The 24376-nt window shown below is 72.7% G+C and carries 23 protein-coding genes; 10 read left to right on the forward strand and 13 right to left on the reverse strand.

Features of this window, described 5'->3' with window-relative positions; all coding sequences use genetic code 11:
* Positions 1-43 precede the first annotated feature (43 nt).
* The 6 genes from ACGFNN_RS27450 to rsmI all read right to left on the reverse strand — a co-directional run bounded on the left by ACGFNN_RS27450 (position 44) and on the right by rsmI (position 4878).
* Positions 44-943: a 4-(cytidine 5'-diphospho)-2-C-methyl-D-erythritol kinase gene (locus ACGFNN_RS27450; protein ID WP_393559806.1), complete on the reverse strand. Its 900-nt coding sequence runs from the start codon at positions 941-943 to the stop codon at positions 44-46.
* Positions 940-1812 carry a 16S rRNA (adenine(1518)-N(6)/adenine(1519)-N(6))-dimethyltransferase RsmA gene (gene rsmA, locus ACGFNN_RS27455; RefSeq protein WP_362540441.1) on the reverse strand — a complete coding sequence of 291 codons (873 nt, stop codon included), beginning with the start codon at positions 1810-1812 and terminating at the stop codon, positions 940-942. Before rsmA ends, ACGFNN_RS27450 begins: the two co-directional genes overlap by 4 nt.
* A 9-nt stretch (positions 1813-1821) precedes the next feature.
* Complete coding sequence (locus ACGFNN_RS27460; RefSeq protein ID WP_393559808.1) at positions 1822-2394, reverse strand: ubiquitin-like domain-containing protein; 573 nt, start codon at positions 2392-2394, stop codon at positions 1822-1824.
* 134 nt (positions 2395-2528) lie between these two features.
* Entirely contained in the window at positions 2529-3395 is an 867-nt protein-coding gene (locus tag ACGFNN_RS27465; protein ID WP_393559810.1) for a TatD family hydrolase, read from the reverse strand.
* Positions 3396-3427: 32 nt separating this feature from the next.
* The gene (locus ACGFNN_RS27470) at positions 3428-3808 is read right to left on the reverse strand and encodes a hypothetical protein (protein WP_362540435.1); all 381 of its coding nucleotides are present in this window, start codon (positions 3806-3808) and stop codon (positions 3428-3430) included.
* Positions 3809-3981: 173 nt separating this feature from the next.
* Positions 3982-4878 carry a 16S rRNA (cytidine(1402)-2'-O)-methyltransferase gene (gene rsmI, locus ACGFNN_RS27475; RefSeq protein WP_362540432.1) on the reverse strand — a complete coding sequence of 299 codons (897 nt, stop codon included), beginning with the start codon at positions 4876-4878 and terminating at the stop codon, positions 3982-3984.
* A gap of 53 nt (positions 4879-4931) precedes the next feature.
* On the opposite strand from rsmI, the gene ACGFNN_RS27480 reads away from it, so the two are divergent.
* Positions 4932-6698: a dolichyl-phosphate-mannose--protein mannosyltransferase gene (locus ACGFNN_RS27480; RefSeq protein WP_393559813.1), complete on the forward strand. Its 1767-nt coding sequence runs from the start codon at positions 4932-4934 to the stop codon at positions 6696-6698.
* Positions 6699-6914: 216 nt separating this feature from the next.
* Positions 6915-8549, forward strand: coding sequence for a penicillin-binding transpeptidase domain-containing protein (locus ACGFNN_RS27485; RefSeq protein ID WP_393559815.1), 1635 nt, complete (start codon positions 6915-6917; stop codon positions 8547-8549).
* A gap of 45 nt (positions 8550-8594) precedes the next feature.
* Here the strand turns inward: ACGFNN_RS27485 and ACGFNN_RS27490 are convergent, their stop codons facing one another.
* Positions 8595-9344: a GntR family transcriptional regulator gene (locus ACGFNN_RS27490; RefSeq protein WP_393559817.1), complete on the reverse strand. Its 750-nt coding sequence runs from the start codon at positions 9342-9344 to the stop codon at positions 8595-8597.
* 169 nt (positions 9345-9513) lie between these two features.
* Here ACGFNN_RS27490 and ACGFNN_RS27495 point away from each other — a divergent pair, with 169 nt between their 5' ends.
* From ACGFNN_RS27495 to ACGFNN_RS27525, 7 genes are all read left to right on the forward strand, one after another.
* Entirely contained in the window at positions 9514-10539 is a 1026-nt protein-coding gene (locus ACGFNN_RS27495; protein ID WP_393559819.1) for a BMP family protein, read from the forward strand.
* Positions 10536-12158: an ABC transporter ATP-binding protein gene (locus ACGFNN_RS27500; RefSeq protein ID WP_393559821.1), complete on the forward strand. Its 1623-nt coding sequence runs from the start codon at positions 10536-10538 to the stop codon at positions 12156-12158. Before ACGFNN_RS27495 ends, ACGFNN_RS27500 begins: the two co-directional genes overlap by 4 nt.
* Before the next feature lie 71 nt (positions 12159-12229).
* Positions 12230-13342 (forward strand): ABC transporter permease, encoded by a 1113-nt coding sequence (locus ACGFNN_RS27505; protein ID WP_393559823.1) that lies wholly within the window; start codon positions 12230-12232, stop codon positions 13340-13342.
* Positions 13339-14262 (forward strand): ABC transporter permease, encoded by a 924-nt coding sequence (locus tag ACGFNN_RS27510; RefSeq protein ID WP_393559825.1) that lies wholly within the window; start codon positions 13339-13341, stop codon positions 14260-14262. The genes ACGFNN_RS27505 and ACGFNN_RS27510 overlap by 4 nt, the downstream gene beginning before the upstream one ends.
* Before the next feature lie 52 nt (positions 14263-14314).
* Positions 14315-15310: an ornithine cyclodeaminase family protein gene (locus ACGFNN_RS27515; RefSeq protein ID WP_393559827.1), complete on the forward strand. Its 996-nt coding sequence runs from the start codon at positions 14315-14317 to the stop codon at positions 15308-15310.
* A gap of 99 nt (positions 15311-15409) precedes the next feature.
* Positions 15410-15919, forward strand: coding sequence for a YbaK/EbsC family protein (locus tag ACGFNN_RS27520; protein WP_393559829.1), 510 nt, complete (start codon positions 15410-15412; stop codon positions 15917-15919).
* On the forward strand, positions 15916-16767 hold the full coding sequence (locus ACGFNN_RS27525) for an EamA family transporter (protein ID WP_393559831.1): 852 nt from the start codon (positions 15916-15918) through the stop codon (positions 16765-16767). The genes ACGFNN_RS27520 and ACGFNN_RS27525 overlap by 4 nt, the downstream gene beginning before the upstream one ends.
* Before the next feature lie 51 nt (positions 16768-16818).
* On the opposite strand, the gene ACGFNN_RS27530 is transcribed toward ACGFNN_RS27525, so the two are convergent.
* From ACGFNN_RS27530 to ACGFNN_RS27550, 5 genes are all read right to left on the reverse strand, one after another.
* Entirely contained in the window at positions 16819-17607 is a 789-nt protein-coding gene (locus ACGFNN_RS27530) for an SDR family NAD(P)-dependent oxidoreductase (RefSeq protein ID WP_393559833.1), read from the reverse strand.
* On the reverse strand, positions 17604-18764 hold the full coding sequence (locus tag ACGFNN_RS27535; RefSeq protein WP_393560120.1) for a serine hydrolase domain-containing protein: 1161 nt from the start codon (positions 18762-18764) through the stop codon (positions 17604-17606). Before ACGFNN_RS27535 ends, ACGFNN_RS27530 begins: the two co-directional genes overlap by 4 nt.
* A gap of 77 nt (positions 18765-18841) precedes the next feature.
* Positions 18842-19612, reverse strand: coding sequence for an energy-coupling factor ABC transporter ATP-binding protein (locus ACGFNN_RS27540; RefSeq protein ID WP_393559835.1), 771 nt, complete (start codon positions 19610-19612; stop codon positions 18842-18844).
* Complete coding sequence (gene cbiQ, locus ACGFNN_RS27545) at positions 19609-20370, reverse strand: cobalt ECF transporter T component CbiQ (protein WP_393559837.1); 762 nt, start codon at positions 20368-20370, stop codon at positions 19609-19611. Before cbiQ ends, ACGFNN_RS27540 begins: the two co-directional genes overlap by 4 nt.
* Before the next feature lies 1 nt (position 20371).
* A complete protein-coding gene (locus ACGFNN_RS27550; protein ID WP_393559838.1) occupies positions 20372-21421 on the reverse strand; it encodes an energy-coupling factor ABC transporter permease in 1050 nt (349 codons plus the stop codon).
* A gap of 177 nt (positions 21422-21598) precedes the next feature.
* Between ACGFNN_RS27550 and ACGFNN_RS27555 the strand changes: the two genes are divergently transcribed.
* Positions 21599-21967: an SsgA family sporulation/cell division regulator gene (locus ACGFNN_RS27555; RefSeq protein ID WP_393559840.1), complete on the forward strand. Its 369-nt coding sequence runs from the start codon at positions 21599-21601 to the stop codon at positions 21965-21967.
* 129 nt (positions 21968-22096) lie between these two features.
* Here ACGFNN_RS27555 and ACGFNN_RS27560 read toward each other — a convergent pair whose 3' ends face one another.
* Entirely contained in the window at positions 22097-24310 is a 2214-nt protein-coding gene (locus tag ACGFNN_RS27560) for an MMPL family transporter (RefSeq protein ID WP_393559842.1), read from the reverse strand.
* Between the last annotated feature and the right edge of the window lie 66 nt (positions 24311-24376).

Genomic DNA, 24376 nt, shown 5'->3' on the forward strand with positions numbered 1-24376 from the left:
ACCTACGGGCGCCGGCCTGACCGGCCGGCGCCCGCGGCGGCGGTCAGACGACGGTGGCGCCCGGCGCGGGCGACACCGCGACCCGGGCGCTGCGGCAGGTGCCGGACGCCAGCAGTGCGTCGGCGACCTTGTGCGCCGATTCCGCGTCGGCCACCAGGAACGCCGTGGTCGGCCCCGATCCGGAGACCAGCGCGGCCAGGGCACCGGCGGCGGTCCCCGCCTCCAGGGTGTCGTTCAGGGAGGGGCGCAGGGAGAGCGCGGCGGCCTGGAGGTCGTTGGAGAGGGCGTCCGCGAGGGCGGTGCTGTCGCCCTTGTTCAGGGCGGTGAGCAGCGCGGGCGAGGCGGCGGGCCCGGGGACGTCGGTGCCGGCGGTGAGGCGGTCGAACTCGCCGTAGACGGCGGGCGTGGAGAGGCCGCCGTCGGCGACCGCGAAGACCCAGTGGAAGGTGGAGCCGACCTCGACGGGCGTGAGCAGCTCTCCGCGCCCGGTGCCCAGTGCCGCGCCTCCGACCAGGCTGAACGGCACGTCGCTGCCGAGTTCGGCGCAGATCTCCAGGAGTTCCTCCCGGCTCGCGCCGGTGGCCCACAGGGTGTCGCAGGCCAGCAGGGCCGCGGCGCCGTCGGCGCTGCCGCCCGCCATCCCGCCGGCCACGGGGATGTCCTTGGCGATGTGGATGTGCACGTCCGGGGTGAGCCCGTGCCGCTCGGCCAGGGCGGCCGCGGCGCGGGCGGCGAGGTTGGTGGCGTCCAGCGGGACCTGGTCGGCGTCGGGCCCGGAGCAGGTGACGCGGAGCGCCTCGGCGGGGGTGACGGTGACCTCGTCGTACAGGCCGACCGCGAGGAAGACGTTGGCGAGGTCGTGGAAGCCGTCGGGGCGGGGGGCACCCACCGCGAGCTGCGCGTTGACCTTGGCGGGGACGCGGACGGTGACGCTCTGGGTCATGCGGAGGGCTCCGGCTTGTTCTCGGCGATGGCGGCGAACTCCTCGACGGTGAGGGCCTCGCCGCGGGTCTGCGGCGCGATGCCCGCGGCGGTGAGGGCGGCCTCGGCGGCCGGCGCGGAGCCCGCCCAGCCGGCGAGGGCGGCGCGCAGGGTCTTGCGGCGCTGGGCGAACGCGGCGTCGACGACGGCGAAGACCTCGGCCCTGCTCGCGGTGGTGCGGATCGGCTCGGCGCGGCGCACGAGGGAGACCAGCCCCGAGTCGACGTTGGGGGCTGGCCAGAACACGGTGCGGCCGATCGATCCGGCGCGCTTGACGTCGGCGTACCAGTTGGCCTTGACCGAGGGCACGCCGTAGACCTTGTTGCCGGGCCGGGCGGCCAGCCGGTCGGCGACCTCGGCCTGGACCATGACGAGCGTCCGCTCGATGGTGGGGAAGCGCTCCAGCATGGTGAGCAGGACCGGAACGGCGACGTTGTACGGCAGGTTGGCGACGAGCGCGGTCGGTGCCGGGCCGGGCAGCTCGGTGACGAGCATCGCGTCCGAGTGGACCAGCGCGAAGCGGTCCGCGCGCTCCGGGAGCCGTGCGGCGACGGTGGCGGGCAGGGCGCCCGCGAGTACGTCGTCGATCTCCACCGCGACGACCCGGTCTGCGGACTCCAGCAGGGCCAGGGTGAGGGAGCCGAGGCCGGGGCCCACCTCGACCACCACGTCGTCGGGCCGCACCTCGGCGGTCCGTACGATCCTGCGGACCGTGTTGGCGTCGATGACGAAGTTCTGGCCGCGCTGCTTGGTGGGGCGTACGCCCAGCGCTGCGGCCAGCTCGCGGATGTCTGCGGGGCCCAGGAGGGCGTCGGGCTCTGTGGTGCTCACCCGTTAAGCCTACGGCCGCCGGAGGGCCGGGAACCCTCCGCCCGGCCCGCGTGCCTCGCGGCGTACGACGACCTCGTCCCCGTCGTCGAGTCCGGTGCCGCGGGCGGGCGCGACATGGTCGAGCACGCCGACGGGGACGCCTTCGGTGTCGAGGAGCTCCCCGACGTCGTCCGCGAAGGTGTGCAGGGTGCGCGAGGTCCCGTCCACGCTGACGCGGACCGCCTTGTCCTGCGCGAGGAAGGCGGCGGTGCCGCCGGCCAGGACGACGAGGACCAGGGCGCGGGGTACGAGGCTCCGCAGCGGAGCGGGAGCGCCGCGGTGGCGCCGCCGTACGGCCCGGTGCCCGGCGTGGCGGCCGGGCGCCCTCGCCGGGGTCCCGGGGGCCGGGCGAGGGGGCGGGGCCAGCGGGGTGTCCAGCATGGTCGGGTCGTGGACCTGGACGTGCGTGGGCAGGATGCCTGCGACGAGGGTGCGTTCCTCGTGGAGGGAGCGCGGCGGTGGGGCGGGGACACCCCGTGCCGGCGCCTGCCCCGTACGCCCACTGCCGCGCGGTGCGCGGTGACTGCCCTGCGAATGGCCCACGACGCTCCAGGAACTCCCGCTACCGACCTGATGCGCGGGCACGATAGCGGACGTTCCGTCACCACCCATAGTCGTCCGATTACCCTACGTGTCGCCCGTGCGGTGCGGGCCGGAGCGGGCGGCCGCCCGGCGGGTCAGAAGTCGAACGCCCGTGCCGTGTTGTCGTAGACCGCGGCGGCCAGGGTGTCCTCGTCGGTCCCCCGCACCTCGGCCATCGCCCGGAGCGTGACCGGGATGAGGTAGGGCGCGTTGGGCCGGCCGCGGTAGGGCGCGGGCGTGAGGAAGGGGGCGTCCGTCTCGACGAGCACCAGTTCGGCGGGGGCGACGGCCAGCGCGTCGCGCAGCGGCTGCGCGTTCTTGAAGGTGACGTTGCCGGCGAACGACATGAAGTACCCGGCCTCCGCGCAGATCCGGGCCATGTCGGCGTCCCCGGAGTAGCAGTGGAAGACGGTCCGCTCGGGCGCGCCCGCGTCCGCGAGGATGCGCAGCACATCGGCGTGGGCCTCGCGGTCGTGGATGACCAGCGCCTTGCCGTGCCGCTTGGCGATCTCGATGTGCGCCCGGAAGGACTCCTCCTGGGCGGCCATGCCCTCGGGGCCGGTCCGGAAGTAGTCGAGCCCCGTCTCGCCGACGGCGCGTACGTGGGTGAGGGCGGCGAGGGCGTCGATCTCGGCGAGCGCCTCGTCGAGGGCGGCCCGCCCGCCCGGTTCGCGGGCCCCCTGGCGGGACGTGCCCTCGGGGTCGCCGTGCACGATGCGGGGCGCCTCGTTGGGGTGCAGGGCGACGGAGGCGTGGACGGAGGGGTGCGCCGCGGCGGTCTCGGCGGCCCAGTGCGAGCCCTTCACGTCGCAGCCCACCTGCACGACGGCGGTCACGTTGACCGCCGCGGCGCGGGCCAGCCCCTCCTCGACGGTTCCGTCCTGCATGTCGAGGTGGGTGTGGGAATCGGCGACCGGAACCCTGAGGGGTTCGGGGAGCGGCGGGGCGTCGGTACGGCTCATGCCCACGACTCTACGAGGGCATGAGCCCTCGCTCACCGCCGGTGGAAGGGGTGGAGCAGATCGGACAGCTGCCAGTGGCGCGTCTCCTGGCCGGAGGGCGTGACCGCGGTGGCCGCGATCCGCTCCCCCTCGGGCCCGCCCGGGCGCGAGGCGTACTGGCGCTGGAGCAGCTGCTGGACGGTGGACACCCGGCCGGCGCGCATGATCCTGACCAGATGGCCGCCGCAGTTGGCGCAGGTCGGTGTGGACAGCGGTGAGGGAACCCGCTCCCCGTCCGCCTTGTACACGACGAAGGCGTTGCCGGTGCCGTCGACGTGGTGCTCTATCTCGTAGGCCTGTTCCCAGCCGTGTCCGCACCGCATGCAGGCGAAGGCGTACGCCTCGTGCGCGGTGGTCGCTGCGGTCTCACTCATGCCTGCTCCTCTTGTCCTGTGGACAAGCACTCCGGACAAGCACTCCGGATGGTGCGTTCCACCCTCAAGTGGACGCCTCATCCGGTGGCCGACGCACCAGGTCTGCCGAGTATTGGAACGCTTTTGGCCGATCCGTGGGCAAAGGGCCCGTTACGCGGCTCGCGCTTTACATTTCAGGCTAGTCCTTTGCCCTTGTCCTGGCCGGTCCGAGCCGCGTTCTTTGCCGCGACCACCGCATCGAAGACCTCGCGCTTGGGCAGCCCCGCCTCGGCGGCCACGGCCGCGATGGCCTCCTTGCGCCTCTCGCCCGCCTCCTCGCGCACCTGGACCCTGCGCACCAGCTCCTCGGCGTCCAGATCCTCGTCGCCGGAGTCCGTGGCGCCCTCGACCACGACGGTGATCTCGCCGCGTACGCCCTCGGCGGCCCATACGGCGAGGTCGCCCAGCGGTCCGCGCTTGACCTCCTCGTAGGTCTTGGTCAGTTCGCGGCAGACGGCGGCCCTCCGGTCGGCGCCGAATACCTCGGCCATCGCCGCGAGGGTGTCGTCCAGCCGGTGCGGGGCCTCGAAGAAGACCATGGTGCGGCGCTCGGCGGCGACCTCGCGCAGCTTGCCGAGCCGCTCACCGGCCTTGCGCGGCAGGAAGCCCTCGAAGCAGAAGCGGTCCACGGGCAGGGCGGACAGCGCGAGGGCGGTCAGCACGGCGGACGGGCCCGGTACGGCGGTGACCTTGATGTCCTGCTCCACGGCGGCGGCGACAAGCCGGTAGCCGGGGTCGGACACGGAGGGCATCCCCGCGTCGGTGACCAGCAGGACCCTGGCGCCGCCGGCCAGCGCCTCGACGAGCTCGGGCGTGCGCGCCGACTCGTTGCCCTCGAAGTACGACACGACACGCCCCGTCGTGTGGATGCCGAGCGCCTGGGTGAGCCGGCGCAGCCGCCGGGTGTCCTCGGCGGCCACGACATCGGCCGTCTCCAGCTCGGCGGCGAGCCGTGGAGGGGCGTCCGCCACATCGCCGATGGGGGTCCCTGCGAGTACGAGCGTTCCAGTCGTTCCAGTCACATCGGCCATCCTCCCAGCACGGGCGGCACCCCTCGCACAGCCGCGTTCCCTACGATGGCGCGGTGACGAGTACCGCACCCGAGGCCCGGCAAGGCGACGACGCCGGGGAACACGCCGCTGACCAGCCGCATTCCTGGCAGCGGCGGCTGCGCCGCTTCGGCCACGCGCCGAGGCCGGAGACGGGGCTGCGCGAGCGCCTCGTACCGCCCTACAACCGCCCCGGCCGGCAGTTCTGGGACGTGCTCTCGGTGCCGCCGGTTCTCGCGGAGCGCCTGGTGCGCTGGTCCGCCTGGGGCGGGCCGCTCCTGGTCGCGCTGGTCGCCGGGGTGCTGCGGTTCTGGAACCTCGGCAGTCCGAAGGCGGTGATATTCGACGAGACGTACTACGCCAAGGACGCCTGGGCGCTGGTGAACCAGGGGTACGAGGGTTCCTGGCCCAAGGACGTCGACAAGCTGATCCTCAGGGACCCGTCCTCGGTGGACGTCCCGGTCGACCCGGGCTACGTCGTCCATCCGCCGGTCGGCAAGTGGATCATCGGGATCGGCGAGCAGATCTTCGGGTTCACGCCGTTCGGCTGGCGGTTCATGGTGGCGCTGCTCGGCACCCTCTCGGTGCTGATGCTCTGCCGTATCGGGCGCAGGCTGTTCCGTTCGACGTTCCTGGGCTGCCTGGCCGGCACCCTGCTGGCCGTGGACGGGCTGCACTTCGTGATGAGCCGTACCGCGCTGCTCGACCTGGTGCTGATGTTCTTCGTGCTCGCGGCGTTCGGGTGTCTGCTCGTCGACCGCGACTGGTCCCGCCGCAAGCTGGCCGCCGCCCTCCCGGTGGACGAGGACGGGCTGCTGCGCCCGGACGCCCATGTCGCGGAAACGCTCCGCCTGGGGTGGCGCCCCTGGCGGATCGCGGCCGGTCTGGTGCTCGGCCTCGCCTTCGCCACGAAGTGGAACGGGCTCTACATCCTGGCGGCCTTCGGCGTGATGGCGGTGCTCTGGGACGTGGGCGCCCGGCGCACGGCGGGCGCGGTGCAGCCCTACCGCGCGGTGGTCCTGCGCGACCTGCTTCCGGCGTTCGTCTCCACGGTGCCCGTCGCGATCGGCACGTACGTCCTGTCCTGGACCGGCTGGATCGTCACGGACAAGGGCTACTACCGCAACTGGGCCGCCACCGACGGCAAGGGCGGCAGCTGGACCTGGCTGCCGGACTGGCTGCGCAGCCTGTGGCACTACGAGTACCAGGTCTACGAGTTCCACATCGGCCTGACGTCCGGCCACACCTACCAGTCCAACCCGTGGAGCTGGATCGTCCTCGGGCGCCCGGTCTCGTACTTCTACGAGGAGCAGACGGGCTGCCTCACCTCGGAGACCGGCAAGTGCGCCCGCGAGGTTCTGGCGCTCGGCACCCCGCTGCTCTGGTGGGCGTCGTGCGTCGCCCTGCTGTACGTCCTGTGGCGCTGGTTCTTCCGCCGCGACTGGCGCGCCGGCGCCATCGCGTGCGGGGTCGCGGCCGGCTGGGTGCCCTGGTTCTTCTACCAGGAGCGGACGATCTTCCTCTTCTACGCGGTGGTCTTCGTCCCGTTCCTCTGCCTCGCGGTCACCATGATGATCGGCGCGCTGCTGGGCCCGGCGGCGGGCGCGGGCACCAAGGACCGCCTCGGCATGAAGTCCACCGACCCGACGGGGGAGCGCAGACGCACCCTGGGTGCGATCGCGGCGGGTGTGCTGGTGCTGCTGATCGTCTGGAACTTCATCTATTTCTGGCCCATCTACACGGGCAGCCCGATCCCGGACACGTCCTGGCGCGACCGGATGTGGCTGGATACGTGGGTCTAGCAGGGAAACGAACCAGGAGGGCCCGGCTATCCGCCGGGCCCTCCTGCCGGTGGCTTGCCCGGCGCAGCCCCGGACTTGGCGGAAAGCGCTCTCTCGCCGGGCATCGCGGTCCGGTAACAACCTCCTCAGAAGGCACCCAGGTCCCGTAAAGTGCCTCAGGGAAGGCCTTGTTGAACGTGTTCAACAAGGTTTCACGGGGACAATGGGGGAGCGCGGATGCGCGGTGGAGCGAAGGTCGCGATAGTCGGCGGAGTGTTCGTACTGGTGGCCGGGGGGCTCGGCTACGGCGCGTACGAGGTGCTGCTCGGGGGTGACGCGGGCCCGGGGATCGAGACGGCCTCCGAGTCCTCCGAGGTGAGGACCGGACCGCCGGACAAGAAGGAGATCGAGGAAACCGCCAAGGGGTTCCTCAAGGCGTGGGCGTCCGGCGACGCGTCGGCCGCCTCGCTGCTCACCAACAACGAGGCGGGGGCCGAGCCGCTGCTGGCCGGGTACGCCGAGGACGCCCATGTCACCAAGGCCGTGATCACTCCCGGTCCCGCCGTCGGCACCAAGGTGCCGTACACGGTGAAGGCGACGGTGTCCTTCGAGGGGAAGACCAAGCCCTGGTCGTACTCCTCCGAACTGACCGTGGTGCGCGGCCTGACGACCGGGAAGGCGCTGGTCGACTGGCAGCCCACGGTCATCCACCCGCAGTTGACCGAGGGCGCCACGCTGAAGACCGGTGAGTCGTCGACCGCGGCGATCGAGGCCGTCGACCACAACGGCAAGGTGCTGGACAAGGAGAGCTACCCGTCCCTCGGGCCGATCCTGGACACCCTGCGCGAGAAGTACGGGGACACCACCGGCGGTTCACCGGGCATCGAGACCTGGATCGAGCCGGCGGACGCACAGTTGCCGAACACGACGCTGCTCACGCTCGCCAAGGGCAAGCCCGGCAAGCTGCAGACCACGCTCGACGCGGACGCGCAGGCGGCCGCGGAGAAGGCGGTCAAGCAGTTCAGCTCGGCGTCCGTGGTCGCCATCAGGCCGTCGACCGGGTCGATACGGGCCGTCGCCAACAACCCGGCGACCGGCTTCAACGCGGCGATGCTGGGCAAGCAGGCACCCGGGTCGACCCTGAAGATAGCGACGGCGGCGATGCTGCTGGAGAAGGGCCTGGTCACAGCCAACAGCCCGGTGGAATGCCCACAGGAAGCGACCTGGCAAAGCACCACGTTCCACAACCTCGCCCACTTCTCACTCCCCCCCTCCAGCAACTTCACCACCAGCTTCGCTCGTTCCTGCAACACCGCCTTCATCAAGCTGATCGACGACACCCACGACGAATCGGCGCTCCCCAAGATCGCCCGCGACGTGTTCGGGATCGGTCTCGACTGGAAGACCGGGATCAGCTCATTCGACGGCAGCGTGCCTGAGGAGACCGGCGGCGTGGCGGCGGCCCAGTACATCGGTCAGGGCACCGTCCAGATGAACGCGCTGAACATCGCGTCCATCACCGCGACCGCGCACAACGGGACGTTTCGCCAGCCCGTGATCGTCCCGCAGTCCCTGGACGACCGTCAGCTCGCCACCGCGTCCCGCTCGCTGTCGCCGGGTGTGACCCAGCAGCTGAACGCCATGATGCGGGCCACCGCCTCCTGGGGCACCGGCAAGGCGGCGATGGCCTCGGTGGGCGGCGACAAGGGCGCCAAGACAGGCTCGGCCGAGGTCGACGGGCAGGCCACCTCCAACAGCTGGTTCACCGGCTTCAGCAACGACCTCGCGGCTGCCGCGGTCGTCCAGTCCGGCGGCCACGGCGGTGACGCGGCGGGCCCGGTGGTGGCCGCGGTGCTGCGCGCGGGGTCGTAGGCGCGCGGGACCGAGGTAGGACTCACCGGCCGGGCCGGAGGCGGATCACGCCTCCGGCCCGGTCCGCTTTCCCGGGTCCGCCCGCCCCCGCCGGCGTCGTCCGGCGATCACCTCGGGGTCGATGTCCGGGTGGGACCACTGCTCCGCGAGGGCGAGGCTGGTGGCGCGGCCGTCCGCCACGTGCTCGTGCGCGAGACGCGCCGCGAGGTCGGCGTCCCGGGCGGCGATGGCCTCGTACATCCGCTCGTGCTCGGCGCACTGCCGGTCAGGGTCGCGCTGGGCCGTCAGACGGAAGAGCCAGTGCATGCGCGCCTCCAGAGGGCGCATCACACCACTGAGCAAGGCGTTGTCCGCGAGTTCGACGATGTCGGTGTGGAAGGCGGCGTTGGCGGCCGCTATCGCCGCGCGGTCGTGCGCGCGGGTCGCGGTACGGGCCTCCTCCAGCCCGGCCGCCAGACGCGCCAGCCCCTCCTCGTCCGCCCGCTCGGCCGCCAGCCGGGCGGCCAGGGACTCCAGCGATTCGCGTACGTCGAAGAGGTCCCGCACGTCGCCCGGGGTGAAGGGCGCGACCAGGGCGCCCCGGTGGGGCACCAGCACCACGAGCCCGTCGGCCGCCAGCAGCCTGAGCGCCTCGCGCAGCGGGATGCGTGAGACCTCCAGTTCGTCGGCCAGGTCGCGTTCCACCAGGCGCTCACCGGGCTGGAGTTCGACCTCGATGATGCGCCGCCGCAGGGTCTCGTACGCGAGATCGCGCAGCGAGGGACGTCCCGCGTCGGACGGTCGGGCTGCTGTCACCAAGGGTTTCCTCCGGGTTCGGAACGGTCCCACCGTATGCGGACCGCGCGCCGGGTCCATCACTGCTAACCGCTCGCTAACACGGTGGCAACAATCGACCCGGAAACTTGGGCGCCATAGCGGTATACCACTAACCGGCTCACGGGCCCCGTCCCCTGGAGGCATCCCAGTGGCTTCTTCCCGACCCCACCCGATCTCCGTCGCCGTATCCGCGTCCGTCCTGTCGGGGATGCTCCTGCTGACCGCCTGCGGCGGCTCTCCCTCGGGCGACGGAGGGGGCGACGGAGGGAAGGGCGGCGGGACCCTCAAGGTCGGCGTCCTCTTCCCCGGTTCGCTGTCCGACGACGGCTTCATGGGATCGGCCCACCTCGGTTACCAGCGGGCGGAGAAGAAGCACGCCGGCGCCGTGGAGTTCAGCAAGGTGGAGCAGGTCGCGACGGCCGACTACGAGAAGGCGCTGGTCCGCTTCGCCACCACCTCGGACCTGGTGATCTCCCTCGGCGGCCAGACCGATGCCGACGTGCGCAACGTCGCGGCCCGCTTCCCGAAGGTGAAGTTCGCCGAGATCGGCGGTCCGGCGGACGGGAAGCCCCTCGCGAACCTCTCGCTCTACGACCCCCAGCAGGCCGAGGCGGCCTTCCTCTCCGGCGCCGCCTCCGCACTGCTCTCGAAGAGCGGGACCGTCGGCTTCATCGGCGGGGCGGAACTCCCGGCGATCGTGAACGCCGCGAAGGAGTACGCCAACGGCGCCGAGGCCGCCTCCCCCGGCGTGAAGGTCCTCCCTCCGCAGTACGTCGGTGACTTCAACGACGTGGCCAAGGCCAAGCAGTCCGCCCTCGCCGACTTCGGCGCCGGTGCGGACGTCCTGGGGCAGGTCCTCAACCTCGGCCACAAGGGCGTCGCCCAGGCGGCCGGCCAGCGCGGTGGGGCGCTCATCGGCGGCCCGATCGCCCACGAGTGCGGCAGCGACCCGGCGTACGCCGGGTATGTGGAGACGGACATCGGCGCGGAGATCGAGTACGCCGTGGACCACCTGGTCGCCGGTGACTGGAAGGCCGAGGCGGTCCACTTCGGGCTGACCTTCGAGGAGCCCCACAACGACATCGTGCTCTGCGACACCACCGACCCGAAGGTGGGCGAGAGGCTCGACGAGCTGAAGCGGAAGATCACCGAGGGCGAGATCACCACCCGATGAACGCCCTCGCTCCCGCCCTGGAGATCTCCGGGCTCACCAGGTCGTTCGGGCCGATGCGGGCGCTGGACTCGGTGGACCTCGTCGTCGAGGCCGGCACCGTGCACTGCGTGCTCGGCGAGAACGGCGCCGGCAAGTCGACCCTCTGCCACGTCGTCGGCGGCTCACTCACCCCCGACGAGGGCGCCCTGCGGCTTTACGGCGAGCCGTACGCCCCCCGGCGGCCCGCCGACGCGCTCGCCGCCGGAATCGCCATGGTCCACCAGCACTTCAGCCTCGTACCGACCCTGACGGTCGGCGAGAACCTGCGCCTGCTGCGGCTGCGGGACCTGCCGCGCCGGGTGGCACGGGTGCGCGAGGAGTACGGGCTCGACGTGGACCTGGACGCGCGGGTGGGCGAACTGCCCGTCGGCGTGCGCCAGCGCGTCGAGATCGTCAAGGCGCTGCTGCGCGAGCCCCGCCTCCTCGTCCTGGACGAACCCACCGGCGTCCTGGGACCGGCCGAGACGGACGCTTTGCTGGCGACCTGCCGCCGGATCGTCGGGGCCGGGCACGCGGTCGTGCTGGTGACGCACAAGCTCGGCGAGGTCGCGCGCGCCGGGGACGCGGCCACCGTTCTGCGCGGCGGACGGGTGTCAGGGGGCGGGCCGCTCGCCGAACTGCCGCCCGAGCGGCTGGTTCCGCTGATGATCGGACGGGCCGCCGTCACGCTGGACGCGGGGCTCGCCGGGACCATCGGCCTGCCCGTGGAGCCCGGGACCGCGACCGCCGGCCTGCCCGCGGAGTCCGGGACCGGCACCACTGCGCGGGCGGCCGGAGGCCGTACGGGGACTGCTCTGCGGCTGCACGAGGTAAGCGTCCGGCGCCCCGACGGGACCTCCGCGCTGGAGGAGGTCTCCCTGGAGGTCGGCTTCGGGGAGATCGTCGGGATCGCCGGGGTCGAGGGCAACGGCCAGAGCGAACTCATGGCCCTGCTCGGCGGATCGCTCGCACCGACCGCGGGCCGGGTGGATCTCGACGGCCGCGACATCACCCGGGTCCCGCCGCGCGGGCGGAGCCGGGCAGGCCTCGGTGTGGTGCCCGAGGACCGGCTGCACGAAGGGTGTGTGCCGCGACTGACGGTCGCGGAGAACCTGTTCCTCGGCCGGCTCGACCGCTTCCGCCGTTACGGGGTGTTCCTCGACCGGCGGGAGATGGCCCGCGCGGCGGACGCGGTGCTCACCGGGCACGGCGTACGCGCGGACGGGCCGGGCGCCCTCATGTCCTCGCTGTCCGGCGGGAACCAGCAGAAGGTGGTGCTGGCACGGGAACTCGCGCTCGACCCGCTGGTCTGTCTGGCAGCCGCCCAGCCCACCCGCGGCCTGGACATCGGGGCGGTCGCGGCCGTGCACACCAGGGTCCGCGAGGCCGCCGCCGCGGGGACCGGCGTACTCGTGGTCTCCAGCGAGCTCTCCGAACTCCTGGTCCTGTGCGACCGGATCAGCGTGGCCTACCGCGGCAGGCTGCTGGGTCCCGTCGACCCTGCGCTCCCGGACGCCCGGGAGCGCATCGGCGCCCTGATGCTCGGGGCGCACTCACCGGATACCGAGGGAGAGAGCGCGGCTCCCGAGCCCGCGGGCTGATCCGCCCGCCCACCGTGATCCCCGCAGGACCAGCCCGTGCCCGTCCCGCCCCGCCGTCCCGAGGAGCCGCCATGTCACCCCCGCCCCTGTCCGCCCCGGCGCCCGTGCCCGTCCTCCGCTCGGCGGCCGACCGAGTCGCCCCCGCACTGCGGCACCCCGTCACCGTCGGCGTGCTGGCGGTCGTACTCGCCGGTGTCGTGGGCATCGCGCTGGTGGAGGGCGCGGGTACACAGCCGGGAGCCGCCTGGGACGCCCTCGTCGAGGGCATGTTCGGGTCGCCGTACGCCGTGGGGAGCTCGCTCAACTCGGCGGCCGTGCTCGCCCTCATCGCGACCGGGTTCACCGTCGCCCACCGCGCGGGGCTGGTGAACGTGGGCGGTGAGGGGCAGCTCTGCGCGGGCGGACTGGCCGCGGGGGCCGTGGGCGTGGCCCTGCCCGCCGGTGTTCCGGCCGTGCTCGGCGTCCCCCTGGTGCTCGTCGCGGGCTGCGTGGCGGGCGGTGCCTGGGCCGGGATCGCCGGCTGGCTGCGTGCGAGCAGGGGCACCAGCGAGGTCATCACCACGCTGCTGCTGAACTTCGTCGGCGTGGGACTCGTCTCGGTCGCCGTCCACGAGGAGGCGCTGCTGCGCCAGCCGGTGACCTCCTCGGAGACGCTGCCGCAGTCCGCTCCGCTGCCCGAGGGGGCACGGCTGCCGCTTCTCGGGTCGATCGAATCACCCGCGACGGCGATCGTCGTCGTCGCGGCCGTCGTCGCCGTGGTCGCCGGCGTCGCGCTGAGGCACTCGGCGATCGGGCTGCGGCTGCGGTCCGTCGGCCACTCCCCCGCCGCCTCCGCCCGTCTCGGCCTGCCCGTGACCGGTCTGGAGACCGGCGGCCTGGCCTTCGCCGGCGCCGCCGCGGGCCTCGCCGGCGCGAGTCTCGTCGCGATCGCCCCGTACGTGCTGGCCGAGCACTTCTCCTCCGGCTACGGCTTCTCCGGGCTGGTGGTGGGTCTGCTCGCCCGCGGCTCGCTGACCGCCGTCGTGGGCGTGTCGCTCCTCTTCGGCTTCCTCACCAACGGCGGCATCAACCTCCAGCTCGCGGCCGGGGTCCCCGCCTCCTCCGTACAGATCGTGCAGAGCCTGCTCGTCCTGTTCGTAGCCGCCGCCATGTTCACCACCGCACGTAACGGGAGGGCCTCATGAGCGCGGTCGTGGAGGAACTCGCCTCCGGTGGTGTCCGCCTGGCCGTGCCGCTGCTGCTGGCCTCGTCGGGCGAGCTGCTGAGCGAACGCGCCGGGGTGCTCAACCTCTCCGTCGAGGGGATGATGCTGACCGGCGCCTTCGCCGGGGCCGCCGGGGCCCTGGCCTCGGGGAGCGCCGGGGTGGGTGTGCTGGCGGCGCTGGCCGCCGGGCTGCTCTTCGCGGCGCTCCAGGGCCTGCTCAGCGTGGTCCTGAGGGCCGACCAGATCGTCACCGGCATCACCGCCAACGCCCTCGCCCTCGGCGCGACGACCTACGGCGCCCGTGTCCTCCTCGGCGACGGCGAGGCGGACTCCGTCCCCGGCTTCGACCCGGTCGCCGTCCCGCTTCTGCACCGGATACCCGTCCTGGGACCGGCGCTCTTCGAGCAGACGGTCCTCGGTTACGCGGCATTCGCCGTCGCCGCGGCCCTGGCCGTCGGTTTCAGCAGGCGCACGGGGTGGGGTCTGGCCGTGGACGCGATCGGCGAGGACGCGACCACCGCCGACCGCTGCGGCCTGCCCGTCCGCGCCGTGCGGTACGCGGCCGTGCTGCTCACCGGGGCGGTGTCGGGCCTGGCGGGGGCGCAGTTGGCCCTGTCCGAGGTGCACGCCTTCAGCGACAACATGACCGGCGGCATCGGCTACCTCGCGGTCGTCGCGGTGATCGCGGGCCGCTGGCGTGCCTGGCCGACGATCCTGGCCTGTCTCTTCTTCGGGGTCGCCCAGTCCCTCCAGTTCGTGGCGCCCGCGCTCGGCCTGCACCTCTCCGCGCCGCTCCTGACGACGCTGCCGTACGTCATCGCGCTGCTGGCGGTGAGCGGCCTGGTAGGCCGGAGCCGTGCGCCGTCCGGGCTCACCGTCCCCTTTCTACGCGGCACCTGACCTGCCGCCGGCACCCGCACCCGCACCCCTCCACCCCCTGAGGACGAACGCCATGACGCTGATCCTGACCCGCTCCGACATCGCCGCGCTGCTCGCGGACGTACGGGAGGACGTCGAGAAGGCGGTGGAGAGCTGCCACCTCGATCTGGCCCTGGGACGGGCCGTGCTGCCGCCGCCGCCGGCGATGCCGCTGCCGGGATCGGACGGGACGTTCCTCGCGATGGCGGCGGCCTCGGCCCCGGCCGGTCTCGCCACCGTGAAGCTCCTGGCGGACCTCCCCGCCAACCGTGGACGGGACCTGCCCGTCCAGCGCTCGGCCGTGCTGGCCGTGTCCGCGGACACGGGCGCGTGCGAGGCGCTCCTGGACGGGGCCGAGGTGACCCGGGCGAGGACCGCCGCGGCCACCGCGGTCGCCACCCGGGCGCTCGCCCGTGAGGACGCCCGCGTGCTGGGCCTCGTCGGGACCGGGCCGCTGGCCCGTGCCCACGCCCGGGCGCTGCTGCCGGGCCGCCGCTACGAACGGATCGTGCTGTGGGGGCGCGACGCCGGCCGGAGCGAGGATCTGGCCCGATGGATCGGCACCGAACTCGGCGTGGAGGCGGACGTGCTGAGCGGGCCGCGCGAGGTGACGGAGGCGTCGGACGTGCTGTGCACCCTTACCCCCTCGCGCGAGCCCGTCGTCCTGGGCGCCTGGATGCGGCCCGGGCAGCACATCAACGCGGTGGGAGCCCCGCCCCGCCCCGACCACCGGGAGATCGACACCGAGGGCGTCCTGCGCTGCCGGATCGTCGTCGACGCCTGGACCACGGCCCGGGCCAAGTCGGGCGAGGTCCTCATCCCGCTCGCCGAGGGCAGGCTCGGCGAGGACGACTTCCGGTGCGAGCTGGGCGACGTCCTCGCCGGTACGCGGCCGGGCCGGACCTCGGACACCGACCTCACCCTCTTCAACTCGGTGGGCGTCGGCCTCCAGGACCTCGCCACGGCCCGCCTCCTGATCGACGCCGCCCACGCGCGAGGCGCGGGAACCCGCATCGAGCTCAGCGGCTGACCAGGGACGTCCGGCCACGCGCGAAGGGCCGCGTGAGGATCGGCACAGGTCACCGGAATGCTGTGGTCCGCGCCGGGGCCGGGTCGGTAGCGTGCGGACATGAGCACTTCCGACACCACCCCGGCCACGACTCCGTCCGATGCACACCCCCGGTTCGCCGAAGCGCTGCGGGAGCTGGGTCTCCAGGTCGAGGTACGCCGCTTCCCCGATGCCACCCGCACCGCCGTGGAGGCGGCCGAGGCGATCGGCTGCGATCTCAGCCAGATCGTCAAGTCGCTGATCTTCGAGGCGGACGGGGTGCCCGTGCTGGTCCTGATGGACGGATCGTCCCGGGTGGACGTGGAGCTCGTACGTGCCGAGCTGGGCGCGGGCAAGGTGGAGCGGGCGCGGGCGGACCTGGTCAGGGAGACCACGGGGTACGCGATCGGCGGGGTGCCGCCCTTCGGCCACCGTACGAGGACCCGGGTGCTGGCCGACCGGGGCCTGCTCGCCCACGAGGAGGTCTGGGCGGCGGCGGGACACCCGCACGCGGTCTTCCGGCTCGATCCCGGCAGTCTGGTCGAGCTCGCGGGCGGCACCCTCGTGGACGTACGCGAGCGGACCGCGTGACCCCGCTGGTGGCGGCGGCCGTGCTGGCCGCCGCGATCACGCACGCCGGCTGGAACGCGATCGCCCACGCGATACGCGACCAGCTCCTCTCCTTCACCCTGATCTCCGGCGGCGGCGCGCTGATCGGCCTCCTGCTGGCCGTCTTCGCGCCGCTCCCCGCGGCGGGCGCCTGGCCGTACCTGCTGGTCTCCGCCGCCCTGCACGTCGCGTACATGCTGCTGCTGATGCGTTCCTTCACCCTGGGCGACTTCGGCCAGATGTATCCGATCGCCCGGGGCACGGCCCCGCTCGTGGTGACCCTGCTGGCCGCGGTCTTCCTCGGGGAGCGCCCGGACGCCTGGGCGACGGCGGGGGTCGCGGTGGCCTCGGCGGGGCTCGTGGGCCTCGCCCTGTGGGGCATCCGCGGTTCCGGCAAGCGGCCCCACTGGCCCGCGATCCTGGCGGCACTGGCGACGGGCCTGGCCATCGCCGGGTACACCACCGTCGACGGCGCCGGGGTACGCGCCTCGGGGACACCGCTGGGCTACATCGCCTGGCTGATGATCCTGGAGGGGATCGCCATCCCCACCTACGCGTTCTGGCGCCGAAGAGGTCAACTGGTCTCCCAACTGCGCCCGTTCGCCGCGCGGGGCCTCCTCGGCGCCGCGCTCTCGGTCGCCGCCTACGGTCTCGTCCTGTGGGCGCAGACGAAGGGGCCGCTCGCGCCGATCGCGGCGCTGCGGGAGTCCTCGATCATCGTGGGCGCCGCGATCGGAGCCCTGTTCTTCAAGGAGCGCTTCGGCGCCCCGCGGATCGCTGCGGCAGGGCTGATGGTGGTCGGCATCGGGCTGATGCTGCACACGAGTTGACGCCGGTGGGGCTCCGGCGCGCGGCCGGCACGGTACCGCGCCCGGGGTACCTCAGGCGTCCCCGGTCATCGCCTTGCGGAACCCTGTGTTGACGCCCAGGAGCCCCCCGTCCACCCGCAGCGTCGTGCCGGTGATCCACGCGGCGTCGGCGGAGGCGAGGAAGGCGACGGCGGAGGCGATGTCCTCGGGTTCGCCGATCCGCCCGAGGGGGTACAGCCCGGAGGCCCGCTTGAGTGCGTCGTCACGTCCCGCCCAGGCCTCGGTGCGGATGGTGCCGGGGGCGACGAGGTTGACGCGGACACCGCGCGGGCCCGCGTGGCCGGCGAGGGTGCGGGTGAGGCTCGCGAGGCCGGACTTCGCGGCGCTGTAGGCGTGACCGCCGAAGTCCTGTTCGCCGTTGACCGAGCCGATGTTGACGATCGCCCCGCGCCCGGAGTCGACGAGGTGCGGCAGTGCGGCACGGGAGCAGCGGTAGGGCCCGCTGAGAGTGATGTCGAGGGTGTGGGCCCAGGAGTCGTCGTCCTCGTCCTCGAAGAGGGCGGCGTCGTCGTGGTTGGCGTAGGCGTTGTTGACCAGGACGTCGAGGCGGCCGAAGGCGGTGACGGCGTGGGCGACGGCGGCCTCGACCGCTTCTCGCGAGCCGACGTCGCAGGCCATGGATTCGGCGGCGCCGCCCGCCTCGCGTATCGCGGCGGCCGTGCGGGCCGCCCTGCCGGCGTCCAGGTCGGTGACGAGCACGGCGGCGCCCTCGGAGGCCAGTCTGCGGGCGGTGGCCGCGCCGATGCCCTGACCGGCACCGGTCAGGAGCGCCGCGTACCCGTCGAAGCGTGGAGGAGTCATAGCGCCGACCGTACTGCCCTGACCAGGGCCTGGGCACGGGGGTCGGCGGTAACTCCCTTCTGCAGACCGTTCGTCACATAACCGAGCGCGATGCCGGATTCGGGGTCGGCGAACCCCAGCGAACCGCCGCGGCCGGGGTGCCCGAACGATCCCGGGCCGAGCAGCGGCGCGGCCGGTCCGTGCAGCATGAAGCCGAGGCCGAAGCGGGTGCTGACGACCAGTACCCGGTCCGGTCCCGCGGACTCCTCGGTACGGGCGAGGGTCAGGGTCGCCGGGGCGAACAGCCGCTGCCCGTCCACCTCGCCGATCATCGCCGCGTAGCAGCGGGCGAGACCTCGTGCGGTGGCGACGCCGTTGGAGGCGGGGAGTTCGGCCGCACGGTAGGCGGGGTCGTTCTCCTCCGGGAGGGGGTCGATCGCCCCGAAGGCGCGGCGGGTCAGCGACGCCGGGTCGGCGTAGGCCTCCACCACCGACCGCTTGGGACGGGTGCGCAGGGCGCCGCCGCCTTCCACGGGCGGCGGTTCGACGGGCCCGATCCGGCCGATCCGGTGGGCCTCGTCCTCGGGGAGTCCGAACCAGAAGTCCAGTCCCAGCGGGCGGGCGATCTCCTCGGCGACCCAGCGGCCTATGGTGCGGCCGGTGGCCCTGCGCACCAGTTCGCCGACGAGCCAGCTGTAGGTCTGGGCGTGGTAGCCGTGGTCGGTGCCCGGTTCCCACTGGGGGCGCTGGGCGGCCACCGCCTCCGGGCCGGAGACCTGGTCCGTCGCCTGCTCGGGCGTGAGCGGCTGGTCGAGGGCGGCGAGACCCGCGCGGTGGGCGAGGATGTCGCGTACGAGGACGCGTTCCTTGCCGTTCGCCTTGAACTCGGGCCAGTAGGTGGAGACGGGCGCGTCCAGGTCGACCTGCCCGCGCTGGTGGAGCAGGAGCGGTACGGCGGCGGCGATGCCCTTCCCGGCCGAGCGGACGATCTGGACGGTGTCCACGGCCCAGGGCTCGCTGCCGTCGACGTCCCGCGTGCCGGCCCACAGGTCCACGACCTTGCGGCCGTGGTGGTAGAGGGCGACCGCCGCTCCCCGTTCCCCGCGTTGCTCGAAGTTACGGACGAAGGCGTCCCGTACCGCCTCGAATCCCGGTGCCACCGTGCCCCGTACGTCCACGCCTGCTCCCGCGCTCCCGCTCATCCCCCCATGGTGCATCCCGCCGCAGGTGGAACGGGGGGCGGGTCACCATCTGTTCACGGACGCGGTACGGACACGGAACGCGGGTCGAAGCCGAAGGGCAGCTCCAGCCGGTGCCGGCGCATGAGTTCCTCGTCGCAGAGCAGGTCCTGTGTGCGGTCGTCGGCGGCGATCACCCCGTCGCTGAGGACGACGGCCCGCGGGCAGAGTTCGAGGGCGTAGGGGAGGTCGTGGGTGACCATCAGGACGGTGATGTCCAGGGACCGCAGGATGTCCGCGAGTTCGCGGCGGGAGGCGGGGTCCAGGTTGGAGGAGGGCTCGTCGAGGACGAGGATCTCCGGCTCCATGGCCAGGACGGTGGCGACGGCGACCCGGCGGCGCTGCCCGAAGGAGAGGTGGTGCGGGGGGCGTGCGGCGAACTCCTCCATGCCGACGCGCCTCAGCGCGGTGGTGACCCGGTCCTCCAGTTCGGGACCGCGCAGTCCGGCGGCCGCGGGGCCGAAGGCGACGTCCTCGCGGACGGTGGGCATGAAGAGCTGGTCGTCGGGGTCCTGGAAGACGATGCCGACGCGGCGCCGGATCTCCGCGAGGTTCCGTTTGTCCACGGGCAGCCCGGCGACCCGGACGGTTCCGGCACCGGCGTCGAGGATGCCGTTGAGGTGGAGGACCAGGGTCGTCTTGCCCGCGCCGTTGGGCCCGAGCAGCGCGACGCGCTCCCCGCGGTCCACGGTCAGGTCGACGCCGAAGAGGGCCTGGTGGCCGTCCGGATAGGCGTAGGCGAGGCCGCTGACCTCCAGGGAGGGTACGGGGGCGGTGGAAGGGCTCATACGGTCCATCCCAGCAGACAGACCAGGAGGGCGAGCACCGGGAGTGCCGCGGCGTGCGCCCACTGGGTCCGGGAGGCGGTGACCTCGTCGATGACGGGCATGGTGCCGGTGTAGCCGCGGCTGACCATCGCGAGGTGGACGCGCTCGCCGCGCTCGTAGGACCGGATGAAGAGGGCGCCGGCCGTCTTCGCGAGGACGCCCCAGTGCCGTACGCCGCGCGCCTCGAACCCGCGGGAGCGGCGTGCGACGGACATCCGGCGCAGTTCGTCGGTGATGACGTCGCCGTAGCGGATCATGAAGGACGCGATCTGCACGAGCAGCGGGGGCAGCCTGAGCCGCTGGAGGCCGAGCAGCAGGGCACGCAGCTCGGTGGTGGAGGCGAGGAGCACGGAGGCGGCCACGCCGAGGGTCCCCTTGGCGAGGACGTTCCAGGCGTCCCAGAGGCCGGGGACGCTGACGGGGACGCCGAGGATCTCGGTGTGTTCGCCGGGTACGACGAACGGCATGAGCAGGGCGAAGGCGACGAAGGGCACCTCGATGAGGAGACGCTTCAGCAGGAATCCGGCGGGGATCCGGGCCACCGCGGCGACGGCGGCGAGCAGCAGGGCGTACAGCCCGAAGGCCCAGACCGCCTCGCGCGGGGTGGAGACGACGACCACGACGAAGCAGAGCACCGCGGCGAGCTTGCAGTGCGGGGGCAGTGCGTGGACGGGCGAGTGCCCGTGCCGGTAGAGCGTGTGCGCGTGGCCGGCGCCCATGTCAGACGGCTTCCGCGGTGCGGTGCTCGTCGGGGGTGCGGCGCTTGCGGACGGCCCAGAACACCCCGCTGCCGACGGCGACGGTGACGCCGACGCCGATCACTCCGGCGAGCCCTCCGGAGATCCGGGCGTTGCTGATGTCCTTGACGCCGTAGTCGGCGAGCGGGGAGTCGGCCGCTCCGTGCTCCTGGACCTTCTCGTCGATTCCCTTGTCGGCGGCGACCTTCTCCAGGCCGTCGGGGCTGGCGGAGGCGTAGAAGGAGACGAAGCCGGCGAGGACGACGGCGGCGGCCAGTCCGGCGGCCCACACCTTCCGGGTGGAGCGTGCGGCGGCCGGGGCGGGCGCGGGGGTGGCGGCGGGGGCGTCGACGAGCTCACCGTCGACACGGAGCTTGAGCGGGGCGGTGAGCCCCCGGGCCCCGTGCACCAGGTCGGGACGTACGGCGATCACGGCACCCACGGTCAGCGCGGTGATCACGGCCTCTCCGATACCGATCAGCACATGGACGCCGACCATCGCGGTGAGGACCTTGCCGACGGGGACGTCGGTGGTGCCGCCGACGGCGTAGATCAGGGTGAAGACGACGGCCGCGGCCGGGACGGAGACCAGCGCGGCGACGAAGGAGGCGACGGTCGTCGAGCGGCGCGTGGGCGGGAGCACCTTGGTCAGTACCCGGAAGAGGGCGTAGGCGACGACGGTGGTGACGACGCCCATGACCGTGATGTTCACGCCGAGCGCGGTGAGACCGCCGTCGGCGAAGAGGATGCCCTGCATCAGCAGGACCACGGCTATGCAGAGCACCCCTGTGTACGGTCCGACCAGGATCGCCGCCAGCGCCCCGCCCAGGAGGTGGCCGCTGGTGCCGGCGGCGACGGGGAAGTTCAGCATCTGGACGGCGAAGATGAACGCGGCGACGAGCCCGGCCAGCGGGGCGGTCTTTTCGTCCAGTTCGCGCCGGGCGCCCCGGAGGCTGACCGCCACGGCGCCCGCGGCGACGACACCGGCCACGGCGGAGACAGGTGCGTTGATGAAACCGTCGGGTACATGCATGGAGTGGCTCCGCTTTCGGGCGTTGCTGCTGGCGGGGTCGGGAACCGCCTAATGATAGGGCCCTGTTGCGAAGCGTTCGCAAGAGCGCAGGCATGACAACTACCCAGCCTCCGAAATGCCCAAATGGGAAATTATGGGACATTGGGGAGGAGAGTTCTACACAGGAGGAGCCGGCCCATGTCCCCAGTGATCCGAGAAGACGTCCGCGCCCGGCTCATCACCGACGGTCCCGACCCGCGCCTGGTCCCCGTGGAGCTGCGCCACGACCCCGAGAAGCCGGGGACGGTCCATGTGGGACTCCCCGGCGGTGTGGACTGGGCCTTCGGCCTCGACCTCCTGGAGCGCGGCCTGCGTTCCCCGGTGACCCGCGACGACATCCGGGTGTGGCCCTGCGGCCGGGCCCAGGTCGTGCTGGAGCTGCACTCGCAGGACGGCGTCGCCGTCCTCCAGTTCGACAACGCTCCCCTCATCAGGTTCCTCACGCGGATCCACGCGGTGGCACCGGCGCGGCCCACGACCGCTCCGGCGGCCGCGACGACCGCCTGAGCGCGAAAGGACGAGCCCCCGTGCGCGTGCGCACGGGGGCTCGTCGTCGCTCCGGCCCCCCGTCCCCACAGGTAACCGGCGCTCCGGGGCCACGCTCCGCTCAGGCGCGGACCCCGGGGTTCAGGCGGGTCAGACGCGGACCAGTTCCCGCTCCCCGCCGCCCTCGGCCGGACCGTCGGAGAGTTCCTTGCGCAGGCCCTCACCCTCAACGTCCACGTTGGGCAGCACACGGTCCAGCCAGCGCGGCAGCCACCAGGCACGCCTGCCCAGCAGGGCGAGCACGGCGGGAACGATCGCCATACGGACCACGAAGGCGTCGAAGAACACCGCGATGGCCAGCGAGAAGCCGATCATCTTGATCATCTGCTCGGAGGAGCCGATGAAGCCGGCGAAGACGGCCATCATGATCACCGCGGCGGCCGTGACCACCCGTGCACCGTGCTTGAAGCCGGTCACGATCGCCTGTCCCGGCGTCTCCCCGTGGACGTACGCCTCGCGCATCCGCGTGACCAGGAAGACCTCGTAGTCCATCGCGAGGCCGAAGACGACGCCCACCATGAAGATCGGCATCATGCTCATGATCGGACCGGTCTGCTCGACCCCGAAGAGCGATCCGAGCCAGCCCCACTGGAAGACCGCGACGACGGCGCCGAGGGCCGCGACCACGGAGAGCAGGAAGCCGAGGGCCGCCTTCAGCGGGACGAGGACCGAGCGGAAGACCACCATCAGCAGCAGGAACGCCAGGCCGACGACGAGCGCCAGGTAGGGCAGCAGCGCGTCGTTCATCTTCTGCGAGAAGTCGATGTTCATCGCCGTGGCGCCGGTCACCAGCACCTCGGCACCGGTGTCGCTCTTGATGTCCGTACCCGCGTCACGGATGGCGTGGACGACGTTCTCCGTCTCGACGGAGCTCGGCCGGTCCTTCGGGATGACGGTGATGGTCGCGGTGTCGCCGGCCTTGTTGAAGGTGGCCGGGGTGACGGCGGCGACGCCGCCGGTGCCCTCGATCTCGTCGGAGACCCTGCTCACCGCGGCCTTGCCGTCGGAGCTGTTCGCGGTGTCGACGACGACCATCAGCGGACCGTTGAACCCGGGGCCGAAGCCGTCGGAGAGCATGTCGTACGCCTGGCGCTGGGTCGTCGACTTCGGCTGGGCGCCGTCGTCCGGGAGACCCATCTCCAGCGAGGAGGCCGGGACGGCGATCGCGCCGAGCCCGAGGACGCCCACCAGCAGCACCCAGACCGGGCGGCGCAGTACGAAGCGTGCCCAGCGGGTACCCATGTTCGGCTTCGCCTCGGGCTTGTTCTCGGCCTCGGCGGCCTTGCGCGCCTTGCGTCCCATGACCCGCTTGCCCGCGAAGCCCAGCATCGCCGGGACGAGGGTGAGCGCGATGAGGACGGCGATCGCGACCGTGCCGGCGGCGGCGAAGCCCATCTTCGACAGCATCGGGATGTTGACGACGGCGAGGCCCACCAGCGCGATGACCACGGTCAGCCCCGCGAAGACCACGGCGGATCCCGCCGTGCCGACCGCGCGCCCGGCGGCTTCCTCACGTTCGCGGCCCTCGGCCAGCTCGGCGCGGTAGCGCGAGACGATGAACAGCGCGTAGTCGATGCCGACGGCGAGGCCGATCATCATCGCGAGGGTCGAGGTGGTGGAGCCGAGGTCCAGTACGTTGGCCAGCGCGGTGATCGTGGAGACCCCGATACCGACCCCGATCAGGGCGGTCAGCAGCGGCAGCCCTGCGGCGATCAGCGAACCGAAGGTGATGACCAGGACGACCGCGGCGATGGCGACACCGATGATCTCGGTCGCGCCGGTCTCCGGCATGACCTGGAGGGCGTCACCACCGATCTCCACCTTCATGCCGCTCTTCTGGGCGTCGTGCCCCGCGTCCTCCAGGGCGTCCCGGGTCGCGTCGGTCAGCTCCATGGAGTTGACCTTGTAGGACACCGAGATGTAGGCGGTCGAGCCGTCCTGGCTGACGGCCTTCGCGGCGAACGGGTCGGCGACCGAGGCGACCTGGTCGGAGCCGGACTTCAGCTCCTTGACGATCTCCTGGATCTCGGCCTTGTTGGCCGCCGAGGTGACCTTCTCGTTCGCGGGCGCCCCGAAGACGACCCGGGCGGTGGCGCCGTCGGCACTGGCCCCGGGGAATCGTTCCTCCAGCAGGTCGAAGGCCTTCTGGGCCTCGGTGCCGGGGATCGAGAAGGAGCTGGAGGTGGCGGTGGCCGCGGAGGAGGCGCCGAAGCCGGCCAGGGCCAGCAGGGCCACCCAGATCAGGGCGACATAACGGCGCCGTCGGAAGACGAGCCGTCCAAGTTTGTACAGGAATGTAGCCACGGAGGGGTACTCCCGGTCAGGTCGTTGAGTGGAAGAGGGCGTGAGGAACCAGCCCGACGACGAGAG

It is taken from the genome of Streptomyces sp. NPDC048590, from assembly GCF_043199535.1.
Classification (GTDB): Bacteria; Actinomycetota; Actinomycetes; order Streptomycetales; family Streptomycetaceae; genus Streptomyces.

Bases quoted from the DNA above. Each gene is read 5' to 3' on its own strand.
- ACGFNN_RS27450 (WP_393559806.1), bottom strand. From the start codon at position 943: ATGACCCAGAGCGTCACCGTCCGCGTCCCCGCCAAGGTCAACGCGCAG.
- ACGFNN_RS27465 (WP_393559810.1), bottom strand. From the start codon at position 3,395: ATGAGCCGTACCGACGCCCCGCCGCTCCCCGAACCCCTCAGGGTTCCG.
- ACGFNN_RS27470 (WP_362540435.1), bottom strand. From the start codon at position 3,808: ATGAGTGAGACCGCAGCGACCACCGCGCACGAGGCGTACGCCTTCGCC.
- rsmI (WP_362540432.1), bottom strand. From the start codon at position 4,878: ATGGCCGATGTGACTGGAACGACTGGAACGCTCGTACTCGCAGGGACC.
- ACGFNN_RS27485 (WP_393559815.1), top strand. From the start codon at position 6,915: ATGCGCGGTGGAGCGAAGGTCGCGATAGTCGGCGGAGTGTTCGTACTG.
- ACGFNN_RS27500 (WP_393559821.1), top strand. From the start codon at position 10,536: ATGAACGCCCTCGCTCCCGCCCTGGAGATCTCCGGGCTCACCAGGTCG.
- ACGFNN_RS27505 (WP_393559823.1), top strand. From the start codon at position 12,230: ATGTCACCCCCGCCCCTGTCCGCCCCGGCGCCCGTGCCCGTCCTCCGC.
- ACGFNN_RS27510 (WP_393559825.1), top strand. From the start codon at position 13,339: ATGAGCGCGGTCGTGGAGGAACTCGCCTCCGGTGGTGTCCGCCTGGCC.
- ACGFNN_RS27515 (WP_393559827.1), top strand. From the start codon at position 14,315: ATGACGCTGATCCTGACCCGCTCCGACATCGCCGCGCTGCTCGCGGAC.
- ACGFNN_RS27520 (WP_393559829.1), top strand. From the start codon at position 15,410: ATGAGCACTTCCGACACCACCCCGGCCACGACTCCGTCCGATGCACAC.
- ACGFNN_RS27530 (WP_393559833.1), bottom strand. From the start codon at position 17,607: ATGACTCCTCCACGCTTCGACGGGTACGCGGCGCTCCTGACCGGTGCC.
- ACGFNN_RS27540 (WP_393559835.1), bottom strand. From the start codon at position 19,612: ATGAGCCCTTCCACCGCCCCCGTACCCTCCCTGGAGGTCAGCGGCCTC.
- cbiQ (WP_393559837.1), bottom strand. From the start codon at position 20,370: ATGGGCGCCGGCCACGCGCACACGCTCTACCGGCACGGGCACTCGCCC.
- ACGFNN_RS27550 (WP_393559838.1), bottom strand. From the start codon at position 21,421: ATGCATGTACCCGACGGTTTCATCAACGCACCTGTCTCCGCCGTGGCC.
- ACGFNN_RS27555 (WP_393559840.1), top strand. From the start codon at position 21,599: ATGTCCCCAGTGATCCGAGAAGACGTCCGCGCCCGGCTCATCACCGAC.